Origin of the sequence: Ectopseudomonas alcaliphila, assembly GCF_900101755.1 — a bacterium.
Lineage (GTDB): Bacteria > Pseudomonadota > Gammaproteobacteria > Pseudomonadales > Pseudomonadaceae > Aquipseudomonas > Aquipseudomonas alcaliphila.
Map to the genome: position 1 here is coordinate 1,609,604 of NZ_FNAE01000001.1, position 19,863 is coordinate 1,629,466.

The 19,863-nt window shown below is 60.8% G+C and carries 16 protein-coding genes; 1 reads left to right on the forward strand and 15 read right to left on the reverse strand.

The features are described 5' to 3' along the window. Positions 1-96: 96 nt before the first annotated feature. From BLR77_RS07600 to BLR77_RS07615, 4 genes are read right to left on the reverse strand one after another with little or no spacing between them, the layout of a single operon-like run. Positions 97-1,098: a BtrH-related acyltransferase DarH gene (locus BLR77_RS07600; RefSeq protein WP_074676411.1), complete on the reverse strand. Its 1,002-nt coding sequence runs from the start codon at positions 1,096-1,098 to the stop codon at positions 97-99. Beyond that, positions 1,095-1,502, reverse strand: a complete 408-nt coding sequence (locus tag BLR77_RS07605) for a DarG family dialkylresorcinol biosynthesis protein (RefSeq protein WP_074676412.1) — start codon at positions 1,500-1,502, stop codon at positions 1,095-1,097. The genes BLR77_RS07600 and BLR77_RS07605 overlap by 4 nt, the downstream gene beginning before the upstream one ends. Next, positions 1,492-2,649: a beta-ketoacyl-ACP synthase III gene (locus BLR77_RS07610; RefSeq protein ID WP_074676810.1), complete on the reverse strand. Its 1,158-nt coding sequence runs from the start codon at positions 2,647-2,649 to the stop codon at positions 1,492-1,494. The genes BLR77_RS07605 and BLR77_RS07610 overlap by 11 nt, the downstream gene beginning before the upstream one ends. A gap of 19 nt (positions 2,650-2,668) precedes the next feature. Continuing rightward, on the reverse strand, positions 2,669-3,586 hold the full coding sequence (locus BLR77_RS07615; RefSeq protein WP_074676413.1) for a hypothetical protein: 918 nt from the start codon (positions 3,584-3,586) through the stop codon (positions 2,669-2,671). Between the two features lie 83 nt (positions 3,587-3,669). Here BLR77_RS07615 and BLR77_RS07620 point away from each other — a divergent pair, with 83 nt between their 5' ends. Beyond that, on the forward strand, positions 3,670-4,101 hold the full coding sequence (locus BLR77_RS07620; RefSeq protein ID WP_074676414.1) for a DUF2141 domain-containing protein: 432 nt from the start codon (positions 3,670-3,672) through the stop codon (positions 4,099-4,101). A 48-nt stretch (positions 4,102-4,149) separates the two neighbouring features. Here BLR77_RS07620 and hemE read toward each other — a convergent pair whose 3' ends face one another. The 11 genes from hemE to BLR77_RS07675 all read right to left on the reverse strand — a co-directional run bounded on the left by hemE (position 4,150) and on the right by BLR77_RS07675 (position 19,728). Further along, positions 4,150-5,217 (reverse strand): uroporphyrinogen decarboxylase, encoded by a 1,068-nt coding sequence (gene hemE / locus BLR77_RS07625; RefSeq protein WP_074676415.1) that lies wholly within the window; start codon positions 5,215-5,217, stop codon positions 4,150-4,152. A 120-nt stretch (positions 5,218-5,337) separates the two neighbouring features. After that, the gene (locus BLR77_RS07630) at positions 5,338-6,756 is read right to left on the reverse strand and encodes an FAD-dependent oxidoreductase (protein WP_074676416.1); all 1,419 of its coding nucleotides are present in this window, start codon (positions 6,754-6,756) and stop codon (positions 5,338-5,340) included. 34 nt (positions 6,757-6,790) lie between these two features. Continuing rightward, positions 6,791-11,239 carry a glutamate synthase large subunit gene (gene gltB, locus BLR77_RS07635; protein WP_074676417.1) on the reverse strand — a complete coding sequence of 1,483 codons (4,449 nt, stop codon included), beginning with the start codon at positions 11,237-11,239 and terminating at the stop codon, positions 6,791-6,793. 238 nt (positions 11,240-11,477) lie between these two features. Further along, complete coding sequence (locus tag BLR77_RS07640; RefSeq protein WP_074676418.1) at positions 11,478-13,088, reverse strand: SPOR domain-containing protein; 1,611 nt, start codon at positions 13,086-13,088, stop codon at positions 11,478-11,480. A gap of 10 nt (positions 13,089-13,098) precedes the next feature. Further along, entirely contained in the window at positions 13,099-14,202 is a 1,104-nt protein-coding gene (gene aroB, locus BLR77_RS07645) for a 3-dehydroquinate synthase (protein ID WP_074676419.1), read from the reverse strand. Between the two features lie 51 nt (positions 14,203-14,253). Then, the gene (aroK, locus tag BLR77_RS07650; RefSeq protein WP_026088727.1) at positions 14,254-14,772 is read right to left on the reverse strand and encodes a shikimate kinase AroK; all 519 of its coding nucleotides are present in this window, start codon (positions 14,770-14,772) and stop codon (positions 14,254-14,256) included. A 5-nt stretch (positions 14,773-14,777) separates the two neighbouring features. Beyond that, positions 14,778-16,895: a type IV pilus secretin PilQ gene (pilQ, locus tag BLR77_RS07655; protein ID WP_074676420.1), complete on the reverse strand. Its 2,118-nt coding sequence runs from the start codon at positions 16,893-16,895 to the stop codon at positions 14,778-14,780. Between the two features lie 55 nt (positions 16,896-16,950). After that, positions 16,951-17,475: a type 4a pilus biogenesis lipoprotein PilP gene (gene pilP / locus BLR77_RS07660; RefSeq protein WP_074676421.1), complete on the reverse strand. Its 525-nt coding sequence runs from the start codon at positions 17,473-17,475 to the stop codon at positions 16,951-16,953. Next, entirely contained in the window at positions 17,475-18,095 is a 621-nt protein-coding gene (gene pilO, locus BLR77_RS07665; RefSeq protein WP_074676422.1) for a type 4a pilus biogenesis protein PilO, read from the reverse strand. The genes pilP and pilO overlap by 1 nt, the downstream gene beginning before the upstream one ends. Further along, a complete protein-coding gene (gene pilN, locus BLR77_RS07670; protein WP_074676423.1) occupies positions 18,092-18,664 on the reverse strand; it encodes a type 4a pilus biogenesis protein PilN in 573 nt (190 codons plus the stop codon). Before pilN ends, pilO begins: the two co-directional genes overlap by 4 nt. Continuing rightward, the gene (locus BLR77_RS07675; protein ID WP_017678539.1) at positions 18,664-19,728 is read right to left on the reverse strand and encodes a pilus assembly protein PilM; all 1,065 of its coding nucleotides are present in this window, start codon (positions 19,726-19,728) and stop codon (positions 18,664-18,666) included. Before BLR77_RS07675 ends, pilN begins: the two co-directional genes overlap by 1 nt. Positions 19,729-19,863 lie beyond the last annotated feature (135 nt).

A 19,863-nucleotide genomic window follows, 5' to 3' on the forward strand; every position in this document is an offset into this window, starting at 1 on the left:
AACGCCGCCCGGCCCACCCGACAACTGAGATGCGGCTTCGTAGGGTGGGCTTCAGCCCACCGCAACCAGCCTCTCAGAACGCAAAGAGCCCCCGCCTCACCCCTTGCGCTTGGCCCAGGCGCCCAGCTCTTTCATCAACACTCGCTCCTGCCCGGCGATGCCACGGAGCATCTCGGCGATTGGCCTGAAATCCGGCGCCTCGCCCTTGCTGCGGCTGGCCCGCACGCAGGCCGAAGCGAACTGGCGCCAGTCGTCGCCCACCGCCGTCAGCCGGGACGAAGCCTCCTGCAGGCTGGCATCGCCGATCTTCTCGCCAGCCTCCTGCAGGAAGCTGGCGTACATGAAGCGGAAACCCGCACCACCGGTGCCGATCTCCTCTTGCATGCGCACGATATGGGTGAGGTACAGGCGGTTGTACTTGGCCTGCGCCGGATCCAGCGCTTCGACACACTTGGCCAGGTGCTGGATGCCACGAATGCCGATCCACGGCAGTGGCATGCCGTCGAGGATGCGCGAGGTGGACAGTACGCTCTGGCGAATCAGGCGTTCCCAGTCCTGATCCGGCGACACGTCATCGAGGTAGTACATCAGGCCCTTGGCCGCCAGCGCGCCCTTGGCGAAGCGCGCCTTCTGCAGATCGGCACTGGCGCAACGCACCGGTTCCTCGAACACCGGGTCGCTGAGCAGATATTCATCGCCCTCGCGCCCATACGCCAGCAGGTTGTGCGCGTTGAAGTGAAAGCGCATTTCCGGCGGGAAGTACGGCAGCCAGAACACCGAACTCTGCAAACCCGCCAGGCGGCCGCTGTCCAGCGCCGCATCCAACGCCACACGGCCCTGCTCGGGACTGGCAAAGGTACGGCTGGTCAGGCGCACGCCGAGGCGTTTGCTCAGGGTCTTGATCAGGTGCCGTGGCGGCATGCGGTAGGCAATCAGTGGCATGCCACCGAGCTTGACGATCGGCAGGTAGGCGAAGGCCAGACCCGATGCCAGGCCGAAAGCCATCGGCTCGCTCATCGGCAAACCGGCGTGAGTCAGCAGGCTGGCCATGACACCACTTTCGCAGTGGGCGCTCTGGCGGTGTTCGAACGCGGTCATGGCAACTCTCTCTGGTAGCGACGCAACTCGTCGACGGTCAGGCCAAAGGCCTCGGCGTAGCGCGCCAGCAGCGAGGTGCTCAAGCGGCGGTAGATTTGCGGGCGAAAGTGCCGGCGTACCCGCCATTGCCACAGGCCGGTGATCTGCGCCAGCGCGGGTTCATCCATGCGGTAGCGGTACATCAGGCATTTCAGCGGTGACAGCTCGCCGCGCTGCCAACCCTCTCTGGCTTCGGCCTCCTGGGCCTCAAGCTCGGCGACGGCAAGCAGCGTGGAATAGGCCTCCGGCTCCCAGCCATCGCTCTGGGTGCCCTGGTAATGCCCGCTGGCATCCACGGCGTAAACCAGTTTGCTATGGCCACCATAGGTTGAGCTGTGATCCTGGGGAACCTCATCAAGCTTCATTGCCAACCACCGTCAGATGCATGAACGCACTGGAGAAACGCCCGCTTTCGGGCACGTAGCAGAGCAGCCGCTGACCACCGTGCAGGCGCCCACCGTTGAACAGCTCCTCAAGGATGATGAAGATCGACGCCGCGCCGGTGTTGCCCTTGCGGGTCAGGTTGGTAAACCAGCGCTCCATCGGGATCGGCAGATCGACATTGGCCAGGCCCACAGCCAGCGGCTCGCGGAAGAATTCCGAGGAGTAATGCGGCAGGAACCAGTCGATGTCCGCCACGCGCAGATCGCGGCGCGCCATGATGCGGCGCAGCGCCTCCTCCACGGTGTACTTGACGATGTTCTCGTTGAGCAGTTTGACGTTCTGCTTGATCGCCATCACTGACTGCTTCGCGCGCGCCTCGGCATCGTAGTGGCTCCAGCCACGCAGTGTGCCGTCCTGCATGTCGGCACCGGCGTACATGCAGGGCGGCATCTGGTCGGCGAACGAAAGGATATCCAGCCAGTCGACGCGCAGGCTCAGCCCGTTCGGATTGGGGCTATCCTGCAGCAGCACGGCGCCAGCGCCATCGGACAGCATCCAGCGCAGGAAATCCTTCTCGAAGGCGATCTCCGGGTGACTCTCCAGCTCGTCGACGCGGCTTTCGTATTCGGCGTTGAAGTTGCGTGCCTGCATCAGGGTCGAAGCGACCTCCGAGCCACAGGCCACGGCAGTGCGGCTTTCGCCGCTGGTCACGCTCATCCAGGCGTATTTCAGCGCTGTCATCCCACACAGACAGATGCCGGCAGTGGTCGCCACCTCGCAAGACGGATTGCCCAGCTCGCCATGCACCATCACGGCGTGACCTGGCATTACCTGGTCCGGCGATGATGTGCTGGCTACCAGGCAATCGAGCTGGTTCAGCTCGAAACCTTCGCCCTGCAAGCCACGTATCGCTTCGGCGCTGAGCTGGGCATTGCTCATGCTCGGCTCACCGGTCGCGGGGTCGATGACATAGTGGCGCTGCTGAATACCGTTGCGGCGCAGCACCAGCTTGCGCGCACGCGATGGCTTGCCGCCGACCATGCCCAAGCGCGCTTCCATCTGCTCGTTGTCCACGGGCTCGTGCGGCAGGCAGGCACTGATGCGGTTGATGAATACAGGGGTTGCCACGGTCTTACCTCGGGTCACTTCACTCGCCGGACGGGCCGGCAAAGTAGGCCTTCTCTCGCTGGATGCGCGCCTTGAACAGCGGGGCCAGCAACTTCTTCAGCAGAGCCGTGATCGGCACCACGGTCAGGATCAGACAAATCAGGAACACAATGTACAGCACCAGTCCGGCACCTCGCCGGCGACTCTGCTGCGGGCCCAGCGCCGAGAGCAGACGGCTCCACAGGGTAAAGCTGCGATTACCGACCTTTTCGCTGGCGATCAGCTTCTCATCCACCTTTACCGCGCCGAGGCCTGCGAGCATCGGCTTGTCGATGGGTTGCCGATCTGCCAGCAGACGACCTGCCATAGCGTCGCCGAAGCGACTCGCTGCCGCCAATTCCCGCTCGTCGATACCCGCACGCGGCACCCAGCTATAGGGTTTCTGCCGGCCAGTGAACATCCATAGCGGTGTAGCCAGGAAACTGGCGGCCGTACCGCAGGCGTCGGTCAGTACCACGTTGTCCACCAGCTTCGCGCCGAGTGCCTGCAGACGCGCCTTGACCTTCTCCTGCGCCATCAGCCACATGTTGCGGCAGCCGATCAAGGTCACCACCGGCGTGCCTTTCAGCAGACGAGCGGCCTCGGGCGAGGCAAGGAAACTGGTGCACGGCAGCGAGGGCGAGAGGAACCAGACCTGATAAGCCAGAATCACCAGATCGTAGCGCTTGTCGGCATCGACGTTCAGCGGCAGCAAGGGCTGCGGCTTCATCAGCACGGTTTCCGGGAAGATGCGAAAGAAGCCGAGAAACGGCCAGGGAAAGGGGAAAGGTTCAGCGGGTTGCAGCGCCAGGAAATCCACCTGAATGTCATCGCATTCGCGCAGCGGCGCACAGACCGATTGCACCAAGCGGTCTAATTGGCCGGTCTGTGAGAAGTGGACGACTAAAACATGACGCATTCGCGGCGCATTCCCTGCAAAATGGCCGGATTATGCCACAGAGCCTTCTTCAAACCGTAACCCGCCTGTGCCAGCTTTGCCTATTGGTTCCGCTGCTCGCCTGCCAATCGCTCCAGGCAGGCGATCTGCTGATCGACGTAGAAGGCAAACAGGACCAGGCAAACCTGTACCTGGCGCTGGTACCCGCCGATCAACAGGACTGGCAGCCCCGCCTGCGCGAGCTGCAGGGAACGGAAACGCCGCTGCGCCTGAGCGATCTTCCGCCCGGTCGCTATGCCGTGCAGGTATTCCAGGACAGCAACGGCAATGGCCAACTGGATCTCAGCCCCCGCGGTATCCCGCTGGAGCCGATGGGGTTCTCCGGCAATCCGTCGCTCTTCGGCGGCAAACCCACGCCCCAAGACAGCCTGTTCGAGCATGGCACGACGGATACCCTGATCAGCGTGCGCCTGCACCCACCGCGCAAGAAGAAGGAACACCTGGCGCCGGCAGCGCCGCGCAATGGGGACCGCTAGGCCATGTGACGGCCAGGCTGGAAGCCCGCCCGCCACGCAGCCTTCGACTTACCGGTGATACTGCGCCGATAACTCGTGCACGGCCTCGAAGAACGCGCCAGCGTGAGCCGGATCGACTTCCGGGGTGATGCCGTGCCCGAGGTTGAACACATGGCCGCTGCCGGCACCATAGGCCGCCAGGATACGTGCCACTTCGGCGCGGATCGCCTCCGGCTTGGCGTACAGCACCGCCGGGTCCATGTTGCCCTGCAGGGCGACCTTGGCACCGACACGGGCGCGGGCGCTGCCGATGTCGCACGTCCAGTCCAGACCCAACGCCTCGGCACCGCTGTCAGCCAGGGATTCGAGCCACAGGCCGCCACCCTTGGTGAACAGGATCACCGGCACACGACGGCCGTCGTGCTCGCGGATCAGGCCATCGACGATCTTCTTCATGTAGGCCAGGGAGAATTCCTGGTAGGCCGCCGCCGAGAGCGCGCCGCCCCAGGAATCGAAGATCTGCACCGCCTGCGCCCCCGCCAGAATCTGCCCGTTGAGGTAGGCAGTGACCGACTGCGCCAGCTTGTCGAGCAACGCATGCATGGCCTGCGGGTTGTCGTAGAGCATCGCCTTGGACTTGCGGAAGTCCTTCGACGAACCGCCTTCGACCATGTATGTGGCCAGCGTCCACGGACTGCCGGAGAAGCCGATCAGCGGCACGCGGCCATTGAGTTCGCGGCGGATGGTACGCACGGCGTCCATCACGTAACCCAGATCCTTCTCGGCATCCGTCACCGGCAGCGCCTCGATGTCGGCCAGGCTGCTGATTACCTTCTTGAAGCGCGGGCCCTCGCCAGTCTCGAAGTACAGACCCTGGCCCATGGCGTCGGGAATGGTGAGGATATCGGAGAAGAGGATCGCCGCATCCAGTTGCGGGTAGCGATCCAGCGGCTGGATGGTGACCTCGCAGGCCAGCTCGGGGTTCTTCATCAGGCTCACGAAGTCGCCGGCCTTGGCCCGGGTCGCGCGATACTCCGGCAGATAGCGGCCGGCCTGGCGCATCATCCAGATCGGCGTGACATCCACGGGTTGCTTGAGCAGGGCACGAAGGAAACGGTCGTTCTTCAGGGCGGTCATGGCGGCATCCGGCGAAAAAAGTGCGGGCATTTTCGCAGACCCCAAAACAAAAGGCACGGCGGGTGCCGTGCCTTTTGTCCATCGGGTCAATTTGTCGCGGGCAAACCACGACGCAATCGATCAGACGCCCAGATAATCCAGGATACCCTCGGCGGCGTTGCGGCCTTCGAAGATCGCCGTCACCACCAGGTCGGAACCGCGCACCATGTCGCCACCGGCGAAGATCTTCGGGTTGCTGGTCTGGTGCTTGAACTGCGACTGCTCGGGCGCCACCACGCGGCCCTGGCTGTCGGTCTGGATCTCGAACTGCTCGAACCACGGAGCCGGGCTCGGGCGGAAACCGAAGGCGATCAGCACGGCTTCGGCCGGGATGACTTCCTCGGAACCCGGGATCGGCTCGGGGCTGCGGCGGCCACGGGCATCTGGCTCGCCGAGACGGGTCTCGACCACCTTGATGCCTTCCACCTTGCCTTCGCCGACGATGGCGATGGGCTGGCGGTTGAAGAGGAACTTCACGCCCTCTTCCTTGGCATTCTTCACTTCCTTGCGCGAGCCGGGCATGTTCTCTTCATCACGGCGGTAGGCGCAGGTCACGGCCTTGGCGCCCTGACGGATCGAGGTGCGGTTGCAGTCCATCGCGGTGTCGCCACCGCCGAGCACCACGACGCGCTTGCCCTTCATGTCGATAAAGTCTTCCGGCGACTTCTCGAAACCCAGGTTGCGGTTGACGTTGGCGATGAGGAAATCCAGCGCGTCGTACACGCCCGGCAGGTCCTCACCCGGGAAACCGCCCTTCATGTAGGTGTAGGTGCCCATGCCCATGAACACGGCATCGTACTCATCCAGCAGCTGCTGCATGGTCACGTCCTTGCCGACGTCGGTGTTCAGGCGGAACTCGATGCCCATGCCGGTGAAGACTTCACGGCGACGGCTGAGCACGCTCTTCTCCAGCTTGAACTCGGGAATGCCGAAGGTCAGCAGGCCACCGATTTCCGGGTTCTTGTCGAACACCACAGGCGTCACGCCGTTGCGCACCAGCACGTCGGCGCAGCCCAGGCCGGCCGGGCCAGCACCGATCACCGCGACACGCTTGCCGGTCGGCTTGACCTTGGACATGTCCGGACGCCAGCCCATGGCAAAGGCGGTGTCGGTGATGTACTTCTCCACCGAGCCGATGGTCACCGCGCCGAAGCCGTCATTGAGGGTACAGGCACCTTCGCACAGACGATCCTGCGGGCACACGCGGCCGCAGACTTCCGGCAGGGTGTTGGTCTGGTGCGAGAGTTCGGCGGCAGCGAGGATGTTGCCCTCGGAGACCAGCTTGAGCCAGTTGGGAATGAAGTTGTGCACCGGGCACTTCCACTCGCAATAGGGGTTGCCGCAGCCCAGGCAACGATGTGCCTGGTCTGCAGCTTGCGCCGGCTTGAAGTTGTCGTAGATCTCGACGAATTCCTTCTTGCGCTGACGCAGCAGTTTCTTCTTCGGGTCTTTGCGCCCGACTTCGATGAACTGGAAGTCGTTATTCAGACGTTCAGTCATTGCATTACCTCATCAAACCACTTCAGGCGCATTCTTATTGCGGGTTGGCACGGGTGCTGGACAGCAGCGACTTCAGGCTGGCCGCCTTCGGTTTCACCAGCCAGAACTTGCGCAGGTAATCGTCCAGGTTCTCCAACAGGTTCTGACCCCACTCGCTGCCGGTTTCCTCGACGTACTCGGCGAGCACGCTTTCCAGGTGGCTGCGGTAAGCCTCCATCGCTTCATTGTTGATGCGTTGGATTTCCACCAGCTCGTGGTTGACGCGGTCGTAGAAGCCGTTGTCCATGTCGAGCACATAGGCGAAACCGCCGGTCATGCCCGAGCCGAAGTTGTAGCCGGTCTTGCCCAGTACACAGACGAAACCGCCGGTCATGTACTCGCAGCAGTGGTCGCCAGTGCCTTCCACCACGGCGTGAGCGCCGGAGTTGCGCACGGCGAAACGCTCACCTGCGGTGCCGGTGGCGAACAGCTTGCCGCCAGTCGCGCCGTACAGGCAGGTGTTGCCGATGATGGCGCTGTCCTCGGTGGCGAACGGGCTGCCAGCGGGCGGGGTGATGACGATCTTGCCGGCGGTCATGCCCTTGCCGACGTAGTCGTTGGCGTCGCCTTCCAGACGCAGGTGCAGACCGCCGGCGTTCCACACACCAAAGCTCTGACCGGCAGTGCCCTTGAAGCGGAAGGTGATCGGCGCGCCGTTCATGCCCTGGTTGCCATGCACACGCGCGATCTCGCCGGAAATGCGCGCACCGATGGAGCGGTCGCAGTTGCCGATGTTCAGATCGAACTCACCGCCGGTCTTGCCGGCGATGGCGTCCTTGGCCATTTCCACCATCTTCTCGGCCAGCAGGCCTTCGTCGAACGGCGGGTTCTTCGGCACCTGGCAGAACTGCGGCTTGTCAGCCGGGATATGCGCGCTGGCCAGCAGCGGCGACAGATCCAGGTTGCCCTGCTTGGCGGTTTCGCCCGGCAGCATCTCGAGCAGGTCAGTACGCCCGATCAGCTCTTCCAGGCTGCGCACGCCCAGCTTGGCCAGCCACTCGCGGGTTTCCTCGGCGACGTAGGTGAAGAAGTTCATCACCATCTCGACGGTGCCGATGAAGTGATCCTTGCGCAGCTTGTCGTTCTGCGTGGCCACACCGGTGGCGCAGTTGTTCAGGTGACAGATGCGCAGGTACTTGCAGCCCAGGGCAACCATCGGTGCGGTACCGAAGCCGAAGCTCTCGGCGCCGAGGATGGCTGCCTTGATCACGTCCAGGCCGGTTTTCAGGCCACCATCGGTCTGCACCCGCACCTTGCCGCGCAGGTCGTTGCCGCGCAGGGTCTGGTGGGTTTCGGCCAGGCCCAGTTCCCAGGGCGCGCCGGCATAGCGGATGGAGGTCAGCGGCGATGCGCCGGTACCACCGTCGTAACCGGAAATGGTGATCAGGTCGGCATAGGCTTTGGCCACACCGGCAGCGATGGTGCCGACGCCGGCTTCCGCCACCAGCTTGACCGACACCAGCGCCTTCGGGTTGACCTGCTTGAGGTCATAGATCAGCTGCGCCAGGTCTTCGATGGAATAGATGTCGTGGTGCGGCGGCGGCGAGATCAGGGTCACGCCCGGCACCGCGTAGCGCAGCTTGGCGATCAGGCCGTTGACCTTGCCGCCGGGCAGCTGGCCACCCTCGCCGGGCTTGGCGCCCTGGGCCACTTTGATCTGCAGCACTTCGGCGTTGACCAGGTATTCCGGGGTCACGCCAAAGCGGCCGGTGGCCACCTGCTTGATCTTCGAGCTCTTGATGGTGCCGTAGCGGGCTGGGTCTTCGCCGCCCTCACCGGAGTTGGAGCGACCACCCAGGCGGTTCATTGCCTCTGCCAGCGCCTCGTGCGCCTCCGGCGACAGCGCGCCGAGGGAGATGCCGGCGGCGTCGAAGCGCTTGAAGATCGACTCCAGCGGCTCGACCTGGTCGAGAGCGATCGGCGCGGCGGATTCCTTGACCTTGAGCAGGTCACGGATCATCGATACCGGGCGGGTGTCGACCAGCTTCGAGTATTCCTTGTACTTCTCGTAGTTGCCCTGCTGCACGGCCTCCTGCAGCGTGCGCACCACGTCTGGGTTGTAGGCGTGGTACTCGCCGCCGTAGACGAACTTGAGCAGGCCGCCCTGCTGGATCGACTTGCGGTTGTTCCAGGCCTCCAGGGACAGCAGCTTCTGCTCGCTTTCGATGTCGACGAAACGCGCGCCCTGGATGCGGCTGGCCACGCCACGGAAACACAGCTCGGTGACCTCGTCGGCCAGGCCGACGGCCTCGAACAGTTGCGCACCGCGGTAGGACGCGACCGTAGAGATACCCATCTTCGACAGGATCTTCAGCAGGCCTTTGGAGATGCCCTTGCGGTAGTACTTGAAGACTTCGTAGAGATCGCCCAGCACTTCGCCGGTGCGGATCAGGTCGCCCAGCACTTCGTAGGCCAGGAACGGATATACCGCCGAGGCGCCGAAGCCCAGCAGCACGGCGTAGTGGTGCGGGTCACGCGCGGTGGCGGTTTCCACCAGGATGTTGCAGTCGCAGCGCAGGCCTTTCTCGGTCAGGCGGTGGTGCACGGCGCCGGTGACCAGCGCGGCATGCGCCGGCAGCTTGCCCGGGGCGATGTGACGGTCGGTCAGGACCAGCAGCACCTTGCCCGCACGCACGGCTTCCTCGGCCTGGTCGGCCATGTTGCGCACGGCGGCTTCCAGACCCAGCGACTCGTCGTAGTTCATGTCGATGACATGACGGTCGAAGCCCGGACGATCCAGGCTCATCAACGCGCGCCACTTGGCCGGCGAGATCACCGGGCTGCTGAGGATCACGCGGGTGGCGTGCTCCGGCGACTCGCTGAAGATGTTGCGCTCGGCGCCCAGGCAGATTTCCAGGGACATGACGATCGCTTCACGCAGCGGGTCGATCGGCGGGTTGGTGACCTGCGCGAACTGCTGACGGAAGTAATCATAAGGCGAGCGCACCCGCTGGCTGAGCACGGCCATCGGCGTGTCATCGCCCATGGAGCCGACCGCTTCCTGGCCCTGCTCACCGAGCGGACGCAGGACCTGATCGCGCTCCTCGAAGGTGACCTGGAACATCTTCATGTACTGCTTGAGCTGATCCGGGTCGTAGAAGGCCGAACCGTGGTCACGGTCTTCCAGCGTCGCCTTGATGCGCTGGGCATGCTTGCGCAGCCACAGTTTGTAGGGATGACGCGACTTCAGGCGGCTGTCGATGGACTCGGTGTCCAGTACCTGGCCGGTCTCGGTATCGACAGCGAGAATCTGCCCCGGGCCGACACGGCCCTTGGCGATGACATCCTCGGGCTGGTAGTCCCACACGCCGATTTCCGACGCCAGGGTGATATAGCCATTCTTGGTGGTGACCCAGCGCGCCGGGCGCAGACCGTTACGGTCGAGCAGGCACACGGCATGGCGACCATCGGTCAGCACCACGCCAGCCGGGCCGTCCCACGGCTCCATGTGCATGGAGTTGTATTCGTAGAACGCACGCAGATCGGCGTCCATGGTCTCGACGTTCTGCCAGGCCGGCGGAATGATCATGCGCAGGCCGCGGAACAGGTCGATACCACCGGTGACCATCAGCTCGAGCATGTTGTCCATACTCGAGGAGTCGGAACCGACGCGATTGACCAGCGGGCCCAGCTCGTCGAGATCGGGAATCTGCTCGTTGGCAAATTTGGTGCGCCGGGCCTGCGCCCAGTTGCGGTTGCCAGTGATGGTGTTGATCTCGCCGTTGTGCGCGAGATAGCGGAAGGGCTGCGCCAGCGGCCACTTCGGCAGGGTGTTGGTGGAGAAGCGCTGGTGGAAAACCGCGATGGCGGTCTGCAGGCGCTCGTCACCCAGATCCGGGTAGAACTGCTGCAGGTCCGCCGGCATCATCAGACCTTTATAGATGATGGTCTTGTGCGAGAAGCTGCAGATGTAGTGATCGCTGTCATCGGCATTGGCCACCGACGAGCGACGACGGGCGCTGAACAGTTTGATGGCGAATTCCTGGTCGCTCAGACCTTCACCGCCGATGAACACCTGCTCGATCTGCGGCAGGCGCTCCAGCGCCAACCGGCCCAGCACGCTGGTATCGATCGGCACCTTGCGCCAGCCCACCAGTTGCAGGCCGGCAGCCTGGATTTCGCGGTTCATGTTCTCGCGAGCAGCCTCGGCCTTGGCCGAATCCTGATTGAAGAACACCATGCCCACGGCATATTGCGCAGGCAGTTCGACGCCGAATTGCTCCTGGGCGATGGCACGCAGGAATTGATCGGGCTTCTGGATCAGCAGGCCACAGCCATCACCGGTCTTGCCGTCGGCGTTGATACCGCCGCGGTGGGTCATGCAGGTGAGGGCCTCAATAGCGGTATTAAGCAGGTGATGACTAGGCTCACCTTGCATATGGGCGATCAAGCCGAAGCCGCAGTTATCCTTGAACTCATCAGGACGGTACAAACCTGCTTTCATAGGGGAAACTCTCACCAGGCTGCCTAGACCTCAGGCAAATTACTTTCTAATTCAATTACTTAAACCCGAAAAGCGGGCACGGGCCAGCTTTGCACAGGCAAAAGGGAGGTCATTGTACATATCCACCCATGGCGTCACAAACTTTCGTGACGAGGGGGTGAATATTTATGTCGCAAAAACGAAGGATAAGACCGCAAGGTCGTGCTAACGACCAAGCGGTCATCTTGGGACAGAGCGCTTAGCGGCTCATTTCCTGCTGGATGCTACCCAGGGTGCGAGGCCAGGGCTTGCCCGCCTGCAGCTTGGCAGGCAGGGTTTTCACGGCTGCCTGAGCGGCATCGCGACTGGAGAAGCTACCATAGGTCAGCACATACAGCGGCTTTCCCTGGTGGACCTTCTTGAAGTAACGGTATTCGCTGCCACCCTCACGCACGAGCGCCTGGATGTTGGCCTCCGAACGCGACCCGACTACCTGCAAGGCATAGCGGGAAGCAGGCTGCTGCGCGTACCAGCTGGTCGCCGCCCCACCTGAGGCCACAGCCGGAGCCGGAGTCGGCGCGGGAGTCGGAGCAGGAGCAGGTTTGGGCGCAGGGGCCGGGGCCGCCGGTTTGGGCGTGGCCGACTCAGACTGCTGGGCCGGCGGTGCAGGTGCAGGTGCAGGTGCAGGTGCAGGTGCAGGTGCAGGTGCAGGTGCAGGTGCAGGTGCAGGTGCAGGTGCAATTGGAGCTGACGGCGGTGTAGCTGTCGAGGGCTCAGGCGAAGTCGGCGGCTCGAAGTTATCCAATTCTTCACCAGCCGCCTCAGCCAACGGCTGGCGAATAACGGTCTGCGATTCACCCACCAACGGCAACGGCAGCGGCTGACTGGCCCCTGCGAATTCAATGGCTGGCGCGCGACTTGCCGCAGCAGGCGCTTGCACCGGCTCTTCAGCGTCTACCGCCGGCGCGGAAGACTGCAAAGGCAGCGACGTGTTGCTGGCCACTGGCGCCGGCGAGGCCGATTCGCGCCCCTGCATGAACCAGGCAGCGGCGACACCTACCAACACGACGGCCAGCGCCAACAGATGCTTCTTCGGCAGAGCAAACCCGCCGCCGGCACCGCGCCCAGCCGAGCGCTGCGCGAGCATCTGCTCGACCAGCAGTTCACGCGCCTCTTGATTGATTGCCCCGGGCCAACCCTGAGCGCGGACGTGTATGTCCTCGATCTGCTCTTCGGTCAACAAATCAATACCCTGACCGGCTCCATCGAGCCGCTGCGCCAGGTAGTCGCGCGTTTCCTCTTCAGCGTAAGGCTGAAGCTCGATCGCGTGATAACACTCCTCGCCACCTGCCAGCGCTTCCAACCGCGCCAACAGATCCTGCTCGGCAAACAGAAAGATATGTGGGCGCCCTTCGGCATTTCCCGCAGCAAGTGCCAAGACGCCTTTCAGTGCCGCGTCATCCAGTTGATCAGCATCGTCGACCAACAGATAGACCTCCTGCCCGGTCAACGCCAACTGCCCTACCTGCGCCAGAATCGAACGCACATCGGCCTGAGCAATGGACAGTCCCTGAGCTACCTGGCGCAGCAGGGCCTCACTACCGGTGACACCCTGCGCAACGACAATGCTCTGCACCGCCTGCTTGTTGGTACTGGCGACCAGCGCCTGACGCAGCAGGGTCTTACCACTGCCTTCCGGGCCGACTACCGCCAGCAACAACTGGCTGTAACGCGCCAGGTGATGCAATTGCCCCAGCACCGGTTTTCTCTGCGCTGGAAAGAACTTAAATCCGGGCACTCGTGGCGCAAAGGGGTCGTGACTGAACTGGTAATGCGCCAGGAAAGCTTCGTCAGCATGCAAACTGGTCATGGATCACTCTTCAAGAGTTGGACGACTGAGCCAGCGCTGCGTAGTCGCTACGCAGCGTGGCGTCGAGAATTTCACGCGGGTAATCGGCAGTCACTACAGCCTCACCCAAACGTTTGAGCAACACGAGACGCAACTGACCATCGAGCACCTTCTTGTCCACGGCCATATGCTCGAGGAACTGCTCGGGCGTCATGTCGTGCGGCGGCACCACTGGCAGCCCGGCAGCCTGCAGCAGGCGTACACCTCGGTCCCGATCCGCCGCCGATAGCCAGCCCAGACGGTGGGACATCTCCAATGCCATCACCGTTCCTGCGGCAACTGCCTCGCCATGCAGCCACACACCATAACCCTGCTCGGTCTCGATGGCGTGTCCAAAGGTGTGACCGAGATTGAGCGTGGCACGCACTCCCGACTCACGCTCGTCCGCACCGACGACACGCGCTTTGGCCGCACAGGATCGCTCGATAGCTTCGGTAAGCGCCTGCTGATCGAGCGCACGCAAGGCCGGCATATTCTGCTCCAGCCATGTAAGGAAGGGCTCATCGCAAATCAGGCCATACTTGATGACCTCGGCAAGGCCAGCCGACAACTCGCGAACGGGCAAGGTATTCAGACTGTTTGTATCGATCAGAACGGCCTTGGGCTGGTAGAAGGCGCCTACCATGTTCTTGCCCAGCGGATGATTGATGCCCGTCTTGCCGCCCACCGACGAATCGACTTGAGAAAGCAGTGTCGTAGGAACCTGGATGAAATCGACACCACGCTGATAGCAGGCCGCGGCAAAGCCTGCCATATCACCAATCACGCCCCCACCTAACGCAACGACAGTGGTGCGGCGATCATGGCGAGCACTCAGCAGGCCATCGAAGATCAGCTGCAAGGTTTCCCAGTTCTTGAACGCCTCACCATCGGGCAGCACCACAGAGGTGACGCTGTAGCCTTCGAGCACCTGCAGCAGCCTTTGCAGATACAACGGCGCGACGGTGTCGTTGGTCACGATCGCCACCTGCCGCCCAGCTATGTGCTGCGTGAGCAGCTCAGGGCGGGACAGCAGCCCCTGACCGATATAAATGGGATAGCTGCGTTCAGCGAGATCGACGTGAAGAGTCTGCATGAGGCCCCCAGGATAAAAAGGCCACTAGGATAGCGCAGTTCGCCCCGCGCTTTAACGGGGCGACAAGGCTTCCAGACGCGAGAGAATTTCCTGAACCACCATGCGCGGCGGACGCTCGTCCGTCTCGATGATGATATCGGCGACTTCTCGATACAGAGGATCACGCATCGCCATCAGATCCCTGAGCACCTGAGCCGGATTGGCCGTGCGTAACAACGGACGATTACGATCGCGCGACGTGCGGTCGATCTGCTGCTCCACCGAAGTATGCAGGTAGACGACTCGCCCACCAGCATGCAGAGCCTGGCGATTCTCCGGACGCATAACCGCCCCACCGCCAGTAGCCAGCACAAGACCGTCCTGCATCGAGAGCTCGGCGATCACCGCCCGCTCCCGCTCACGAAAGCCCTGCTCACCCTCGACATCGAAGATCCAGGGTATATCGGCACCGGTACGCTGCTCGATCTCCTTGTCGGAGTCCTTGAAAGACAAACGCAGCTCTTTAGCAAGCAAACGCCCGATGGTGCTCTTTCCAGCTCCCATCGGGCCCACGAGGATTACATTCCGCACTTAGGTCATCGGTTCACGGCAATGGCTTGGTTGTTCATGATGCGCGGAGTGATGAAAACCAGCAACTCGGCTTTGTTATCCGTAACGATGTCCCGGCGGAAAACACGCCCCACGAAGGGTAGGTCACCCAGGAATGGTACCTTCTCCACCGCACTTGACTGGGTGTTCGAGAAAACACCACCGATCACGATGGTTTCGCCATCATTTACGAGCACCTTGGCATTGACCTCGTTCTTGTTCAGAGGAGGCACGCCGTTTACCAGGTTCCCGAAATCAGGAGCGTCTTTCGTGACCTTGACCTCCATGATGATGCGATTGTCCGGGGTGATCTGCGGAGTCACTTCCAGAGCCAACGCCGCCTCTTTGAAGGACGTAGTGGTCGCGCCACTCGAACTGGCCTCTTGATACGGAACTTCTTGACCCTTCAAGATCTTCGCAGTTTCCTTGTCAGAGGTGACGACTTTCGGCTGGGAAACAACCTCACCGTTGCCAGTCTTCTCCATCGCAGAGAGCTGCAGATCCAGCACCACATTGCTACCCAGATAACCGATTGCAATACCGGAGGTACTGTTTTGGACTCCCATATCAACGAATGGAAGACGCGCCAAGCCATCATCCACGGTCGTGCTACCGATCCGATCTGTACCTATATTCAATTGCTGCCCGGTGTCCTTGTCGAATATTTGAGCACCATCCTTACCACTCACATCCCAACGGCCACTCCGAGAGGACCCGCCCCAACGCACACCAAGAGCCTTGTTATAATCGACATTGGCTTCAACGATACGCGCCTCGATCATGACCTGCCTGACCGGGATATCGAGCTGAGCAACGATACGGCGCAACTCGTCGAGGCGTTCCTGAGTCTGATACGCGATAATGCTGTTGGTACGATCATCGACCGTGATAGAACCACGACTATCAGGCGTACCATCGGCACTGGTCACCGACTGAAAAAGCTTGGCCATATCGGTGGCCTTGGCGTAGTTGACCTGAATCAGCTCACGACGCAGCGGAGCAAGTTCGGCAATCTGCTTCTGTGACTCCAGCTCCTGGCGCTCACGAGCGGCTATCTCGTCCGCCGGTGCTACCAACAAGACATTCCCGACCTGACGCTTATCCAGCCCTTTGGTCTTCAACACTAGATCTAGCGCCTGATCCCAAGGCACATTCTGCAAGCGCAGGGTGATATTGCCAGCAACAGTATCACTCGCCACCAGATTCAGATCGGTGAAATCAGCGATCAACTGCAGGACGGAACGCACATCAATATCCTGGAAGTTGAGCGACAATTTCTCTCCGGTATAAGCAAAGCGCTCCGCCTTGCGGCGCTCAACATCATCCTGACTGAGAGGCTTGACGCTCAACGTCAGCTTGTTCTCGGTCTGATAAGCCAGGAAGTCATAAAGACCGACCGGCTCGACCAGAATACTGGTTTTGTCTGCGCTACCCGTGGCACTGACGAACTGCACCGGCGTCGCGAAATCTTTCACATCCAGGCGTACACGCAGGGATTCAGGCAACTCAGTCTTGGCAAAATCCAAACGAATCTTCCCACCCTGCTCCTGGATATCAGGGCTTATCGAGGCATCGGAAAGGGTAATGACGATATTACCCTCGCCCTGCTCACCACGCTGAAAGTCGATATTACTGATTGCTTTCGGTTGCGGCCCGTAGGTTTTCTTCGGCGCAACCGCCGTTACCGATGCAGGCGTCGAGGCAGAGGGCCGCGCTGCAGCGGCAGAAGAATCGCCCACCAGGACATACAGATCGTTACCCTCAACTCGAGTGCTGTATGGCGCCAAACTGGTGAGATTGACGATCAGACGGGTACGATCCTTGGCCTCGACGATGGTGACGCTACGCGCATTGCCGACGCCCAGTTCACGATTCTTGGAACCGAGCTTGTTCGATACGCCCGGCAGATCCAAAGCAATACGCGCAGGCTGCTCGATGGTATAGCCGCGAGGTGCCGTTACCGGCTCATCGAAGGAGAGCTTCAGCTCAACCCGGTCACCAGGCAAACTGGCGACATTCAAGTCCTGAAGATTGGCCGCCAATACCGCGGGCGACAGCAGCGCCGCCAGCAGAGCGACGCTAAGACGCGAAAGAGAGCTGTTCATTTTCGTATCCCGTGTGGCAGACAGATTATTTATATTCATTTCTCACCCCGCCCCGTCAGGAGCGCTCCTTCAAGGAAAGGCTGCGTGGTCGCTCAAGCCAGCCACCTTCGCCATCTGGAACAATTTCCATAACATCGATCTTGGAGTCATCGATCACGAGAATCTTGCCGTGGTTACGCCCAAGAAAGTCGCCTACTTTTACACGATGAACACCACCCGCACCGTTAACCAGAGCGAATAACTGGCGGTCATTTCTCAGCGTGCCAACCATCTCGAATGTTTCGATATTGAACCCTTCGAGGAATTGTTTGACACGGCTCTCATCCGGCTTGATCTCTGGCGCCCCTTTTTGCCGAGTCACGACATCGATTTTGACCGGGGGCTGAAAGGGGCTACGCAAAGAGGCAGCACGATAGGTGAAGCTTTCATACGGCTGAAAAGTCGGCAGCGGTTCAATCGAGCCTTTGGGCTTTGCGCGCACTTCATCCATATAGATACGCAAATCGGAAAAATCACCACCGATCCCGCATCCTGTCAGAAGAGAGAACCCGGCCACCAGAACCAAACGAGAGAAACTCATTATTGAGCCCCCTTATCATTGTAGCGATAGGTCTTGGCCATAATTTGCATGTTCAGGCGGCTGGAGCTTTCGGCACTGGTTGGAACCAACTGGAAATCATGCAAGGTAACGATACGCGGCAGACTGGCAACACCGCTTACGAAAGTTGCAAGGTCGTGATAACCACCGGTGACTTTGATCTGAATCGGTAATTCGATATAGAACTGCTGGGCCACCTCCGGCAATAGCTTGATTTCCTCGAACTCCAAGCCACTACCCAAGCCGGTACGGGTTATATCCTCCAGCAACCCTGGAACCTCGGTATCGCTCGGCAACTGACGCAAAAGAGCGCCAAAGGACACCTCCATCTCCTGCATCTGCTCTTTGTAAGCCTCCAGGTTCGCCGCCTGAAAGGCCTTGGTGGTGAACTGATCCTTTAGCGTCACCTCTTCTTGCTGGCTCTGCTCCAGCATGTTCTGCAGATCCTTGAGGTGAAAGTTATAGCCCAACGCCAGAACAACAATAAGCAAGAGCAGGCCGGCAATGAATTTGACCGCGCCTGGCCACGACCCAACATTATTCAGATCAAGGTCGTTGACATCAATGCTGCGCAGGCTGTCCAAGGAATTCTTAATACTCATTGCACCGCCTCCGCTTTTTCTTGATCAGGCTGTGTCTGCTGAACTGTCAACTGAAACACATTCGCCTGATCCAAAGCCCCCGCCGTAACAGCTTTGACCTCGGTCAGATTGGGAGCGGATAACCACTCAGAACCATCCAAGTTACGCATCAGGTTCGAGACTCGATTATTCGATTCAGCCGCGCCAATAATGGCAATGCTCTTACCTGCCATTTTCACATCGGTGAAATACACACCGTCCGGCAGCGTTCTCACCAACTGGTCGAATACCCGGCCGATAATTGGTCGGTTGCCCTGCAAGTCTTGAATAATCTTCATACGTTCCAGCAATTGCTGGCGACGCGTTCTCAACTCACTGATTTCCTTGATTCGCGCATCGAGAACTGCGATCTCCTTCTTTATGAAGTCATTTCGCGCATTCTGATTACTGATCGCCGCACTGAGAAATTGATCCCCCAGAAATACCAAACCAGCAGCCACAACAAGGACACCGACAAGAGTTACCAAAAACCGCTGTTTGCGCTCCTCGCGCAGCTGTTCACGCCAGGGAAGTAGGTTAATCCGCGCCATCAGTCGAAACTCCTCATCGCCAGACCACAGGCAATCATCAGTGCCGGCGCATCACTGGCCAGCGCACCGGCATTGACCTTGCTGCTCAGCGCCATATCGGCAAAGGGATTGGCCACTAGCGTCTGCGTACCGATCTTCTGCTGGATCAGCCGATCGAGATCAGGAATGGACGCGGTACCGCCAGCCAGAAGAATGTAGTCGACATCGTTGAACTGGCCTGCGGCAAAAAAGAACTGCAGCGAGCGGGAAACCTGCTGAACGACCGCTTCTTTGAACGGTTGCAAAACCTCACTGTCGTAGTCATCTGGAAGACCGCCTTGCTTCTTGGCAAGACCAGCTTCCTCGACAGACAGACCGTAGCGACGCTGGATCTCCTCGGTCAGTTGCTTGCCACCGAAAAGCTGCTCGCGGGTGTAGATGGTGCGGCCGTTGTGCAGAACACTGAGCGTGGTCATCGTCGCGCCAATATCCACCACCGCGACGGTCAACTCATCGTGACCGCCGCCCAACTGCGCCTCGAGCAGACCGTAGGCGCGCTCGAGGGCATACGCCTCGACGTCGACCACTTTCGCGGTAAGCCCAGCGAGAGCGAGGGCTGCCTCGCGGACCTCCACATTCTCCTTGCGGCATGCAGCCAGCAGCACCTCGACCCGCTCGGGATTACGTGGTGCCGGACCCTGCACTTCGAAATCGATGGCGACTTCTTCCAGCGGGTAGGGAATGTATTGATCAGCCTCGATCTTCAGCTGGTTTTCCAAGTCGTCCTCGGAAAGACCGGCTTCCATCTCGATGGTCTTGGTGATGACAGCCGAACCCGCCACAGCAACCGCGGCCGTCTTGACGCCGCTCTTGGCCTTGGCCAGCACGCGCGAGAGTGCCTGACCGACCCCCTCAAGCTCGGCGATGTTCTTCTCTACCACTGCGTTGGGTGGAAGCGGCTCGACTGAATAAGCCTCTACCTTGTAGCGGCTTCCCGAGCGACTCAGTTCGAGGAGCTTGACCGAAGTCGAGCTGATATCGATCCCCAGCAGCGTATTCGCTTTCTTAGTGAAGAGCCCTAGCACGACCGTTTTCCTATTGGCATCCGCGACTTACGGACTATTTATGTTTTTCCACATTAAATATCAGTCTTGACAGAAGCGCAAATGGCTCCCCGGGAAAAAAAACGCTTATAATGTGATCAGCTTTTCCCTTTTTGC

What these genes read in the sequence shown, in the direction of transcription:
- BLR77_RS07600 (WP_074676411.1), bottom strand. Translation starts at nt 1,098, where the DNA reads ATGACCGCGTTCGAACACCGCCAGAGCGCCCACTGCGAAAGTGGTGTC.
- BLR77_RS07605 (WP_074676412.1), bottom strand. Translation starts at nt 1,502, where the DNA reads ATGAAGCTTGATGAGGTTCCCCAGGATCACAGCTCAACCTATGGTGGC.
- BLR77_RS07615 (WP_074676413.1), bottom strand. Translation starts at nt 3,586, where the DNA reads ATGCGTCATGTTTTAGTCGTCCACTTCTCACAGACCGGCCAATTAGAC.
- hemE (WP_074676415.1), bottom strand. Translation starts at nt 5,217, where the DNA reads ATGACCGCCCTGAAGAACGACCGTTTCCTTCGTGCCCTGCTCAAGCAA.
- BLR77_RS07630 (WP_074676416.1), bottom strand. Translation starts at nt 6,756, where the DNA reads ATGACTGAACGTCTGAATAACGACTTCCAGTTCATCGAAGTCGGGCGC.
- gltB (WP_074676417.1), bottom strand. Translation starts at nt 11,239, where the DNA reads ATGAAAGCAGGTTTGTACCGTCCTGATGAGTTCAAGGATAACTGCGGC.
- BLR77_RS07640 (WP_074676418.1), bottom strand. Translation starts at nt 13,088, where the DNA reads ATGACCAGTTTGCATGCTGACGAAGCTTTCCTGGCGCATTACCAGTTC.
- aroB (WP_074676419.1), bottom strand. Translation starts at nt 14,202, where the DNA reads ATGCAGACTCTTCACGTCGATCTCGCTGAACGCAGCTATCCCATTTAT.
- pilQ (WP_074676420.1), bottom strand. Translation starts at nt 16,895, where the DNA reads ATGAACAGCTCTCTTTCGCGTCTTAGCGTCGCTCTGCTGGCGGCGCTG.
- pilP (WP_074676421.1), bottom strand. Translation starts at nt 17,475, where the DNA reads ATGAGTTTCTCTCGTTTGGTTCTGGTGGCCGGGTTCTCTCTTCTGACA.
- pilO (WP_074676422.1), bottom strand. Translation starts at nt 18,095, where the DNA reads ATGAGTATTAAGAATTCCTTGGACAGCCTGCGCAGCATTGATGTCAAC.
- pilN (WP_074676423.1), bottom strand. Translation starts at nt 18,664, where the DNA reads ATGGCGCGGATTAACCTACTTCCCTGGCGTGAACAGCTGCGCGAGGAG.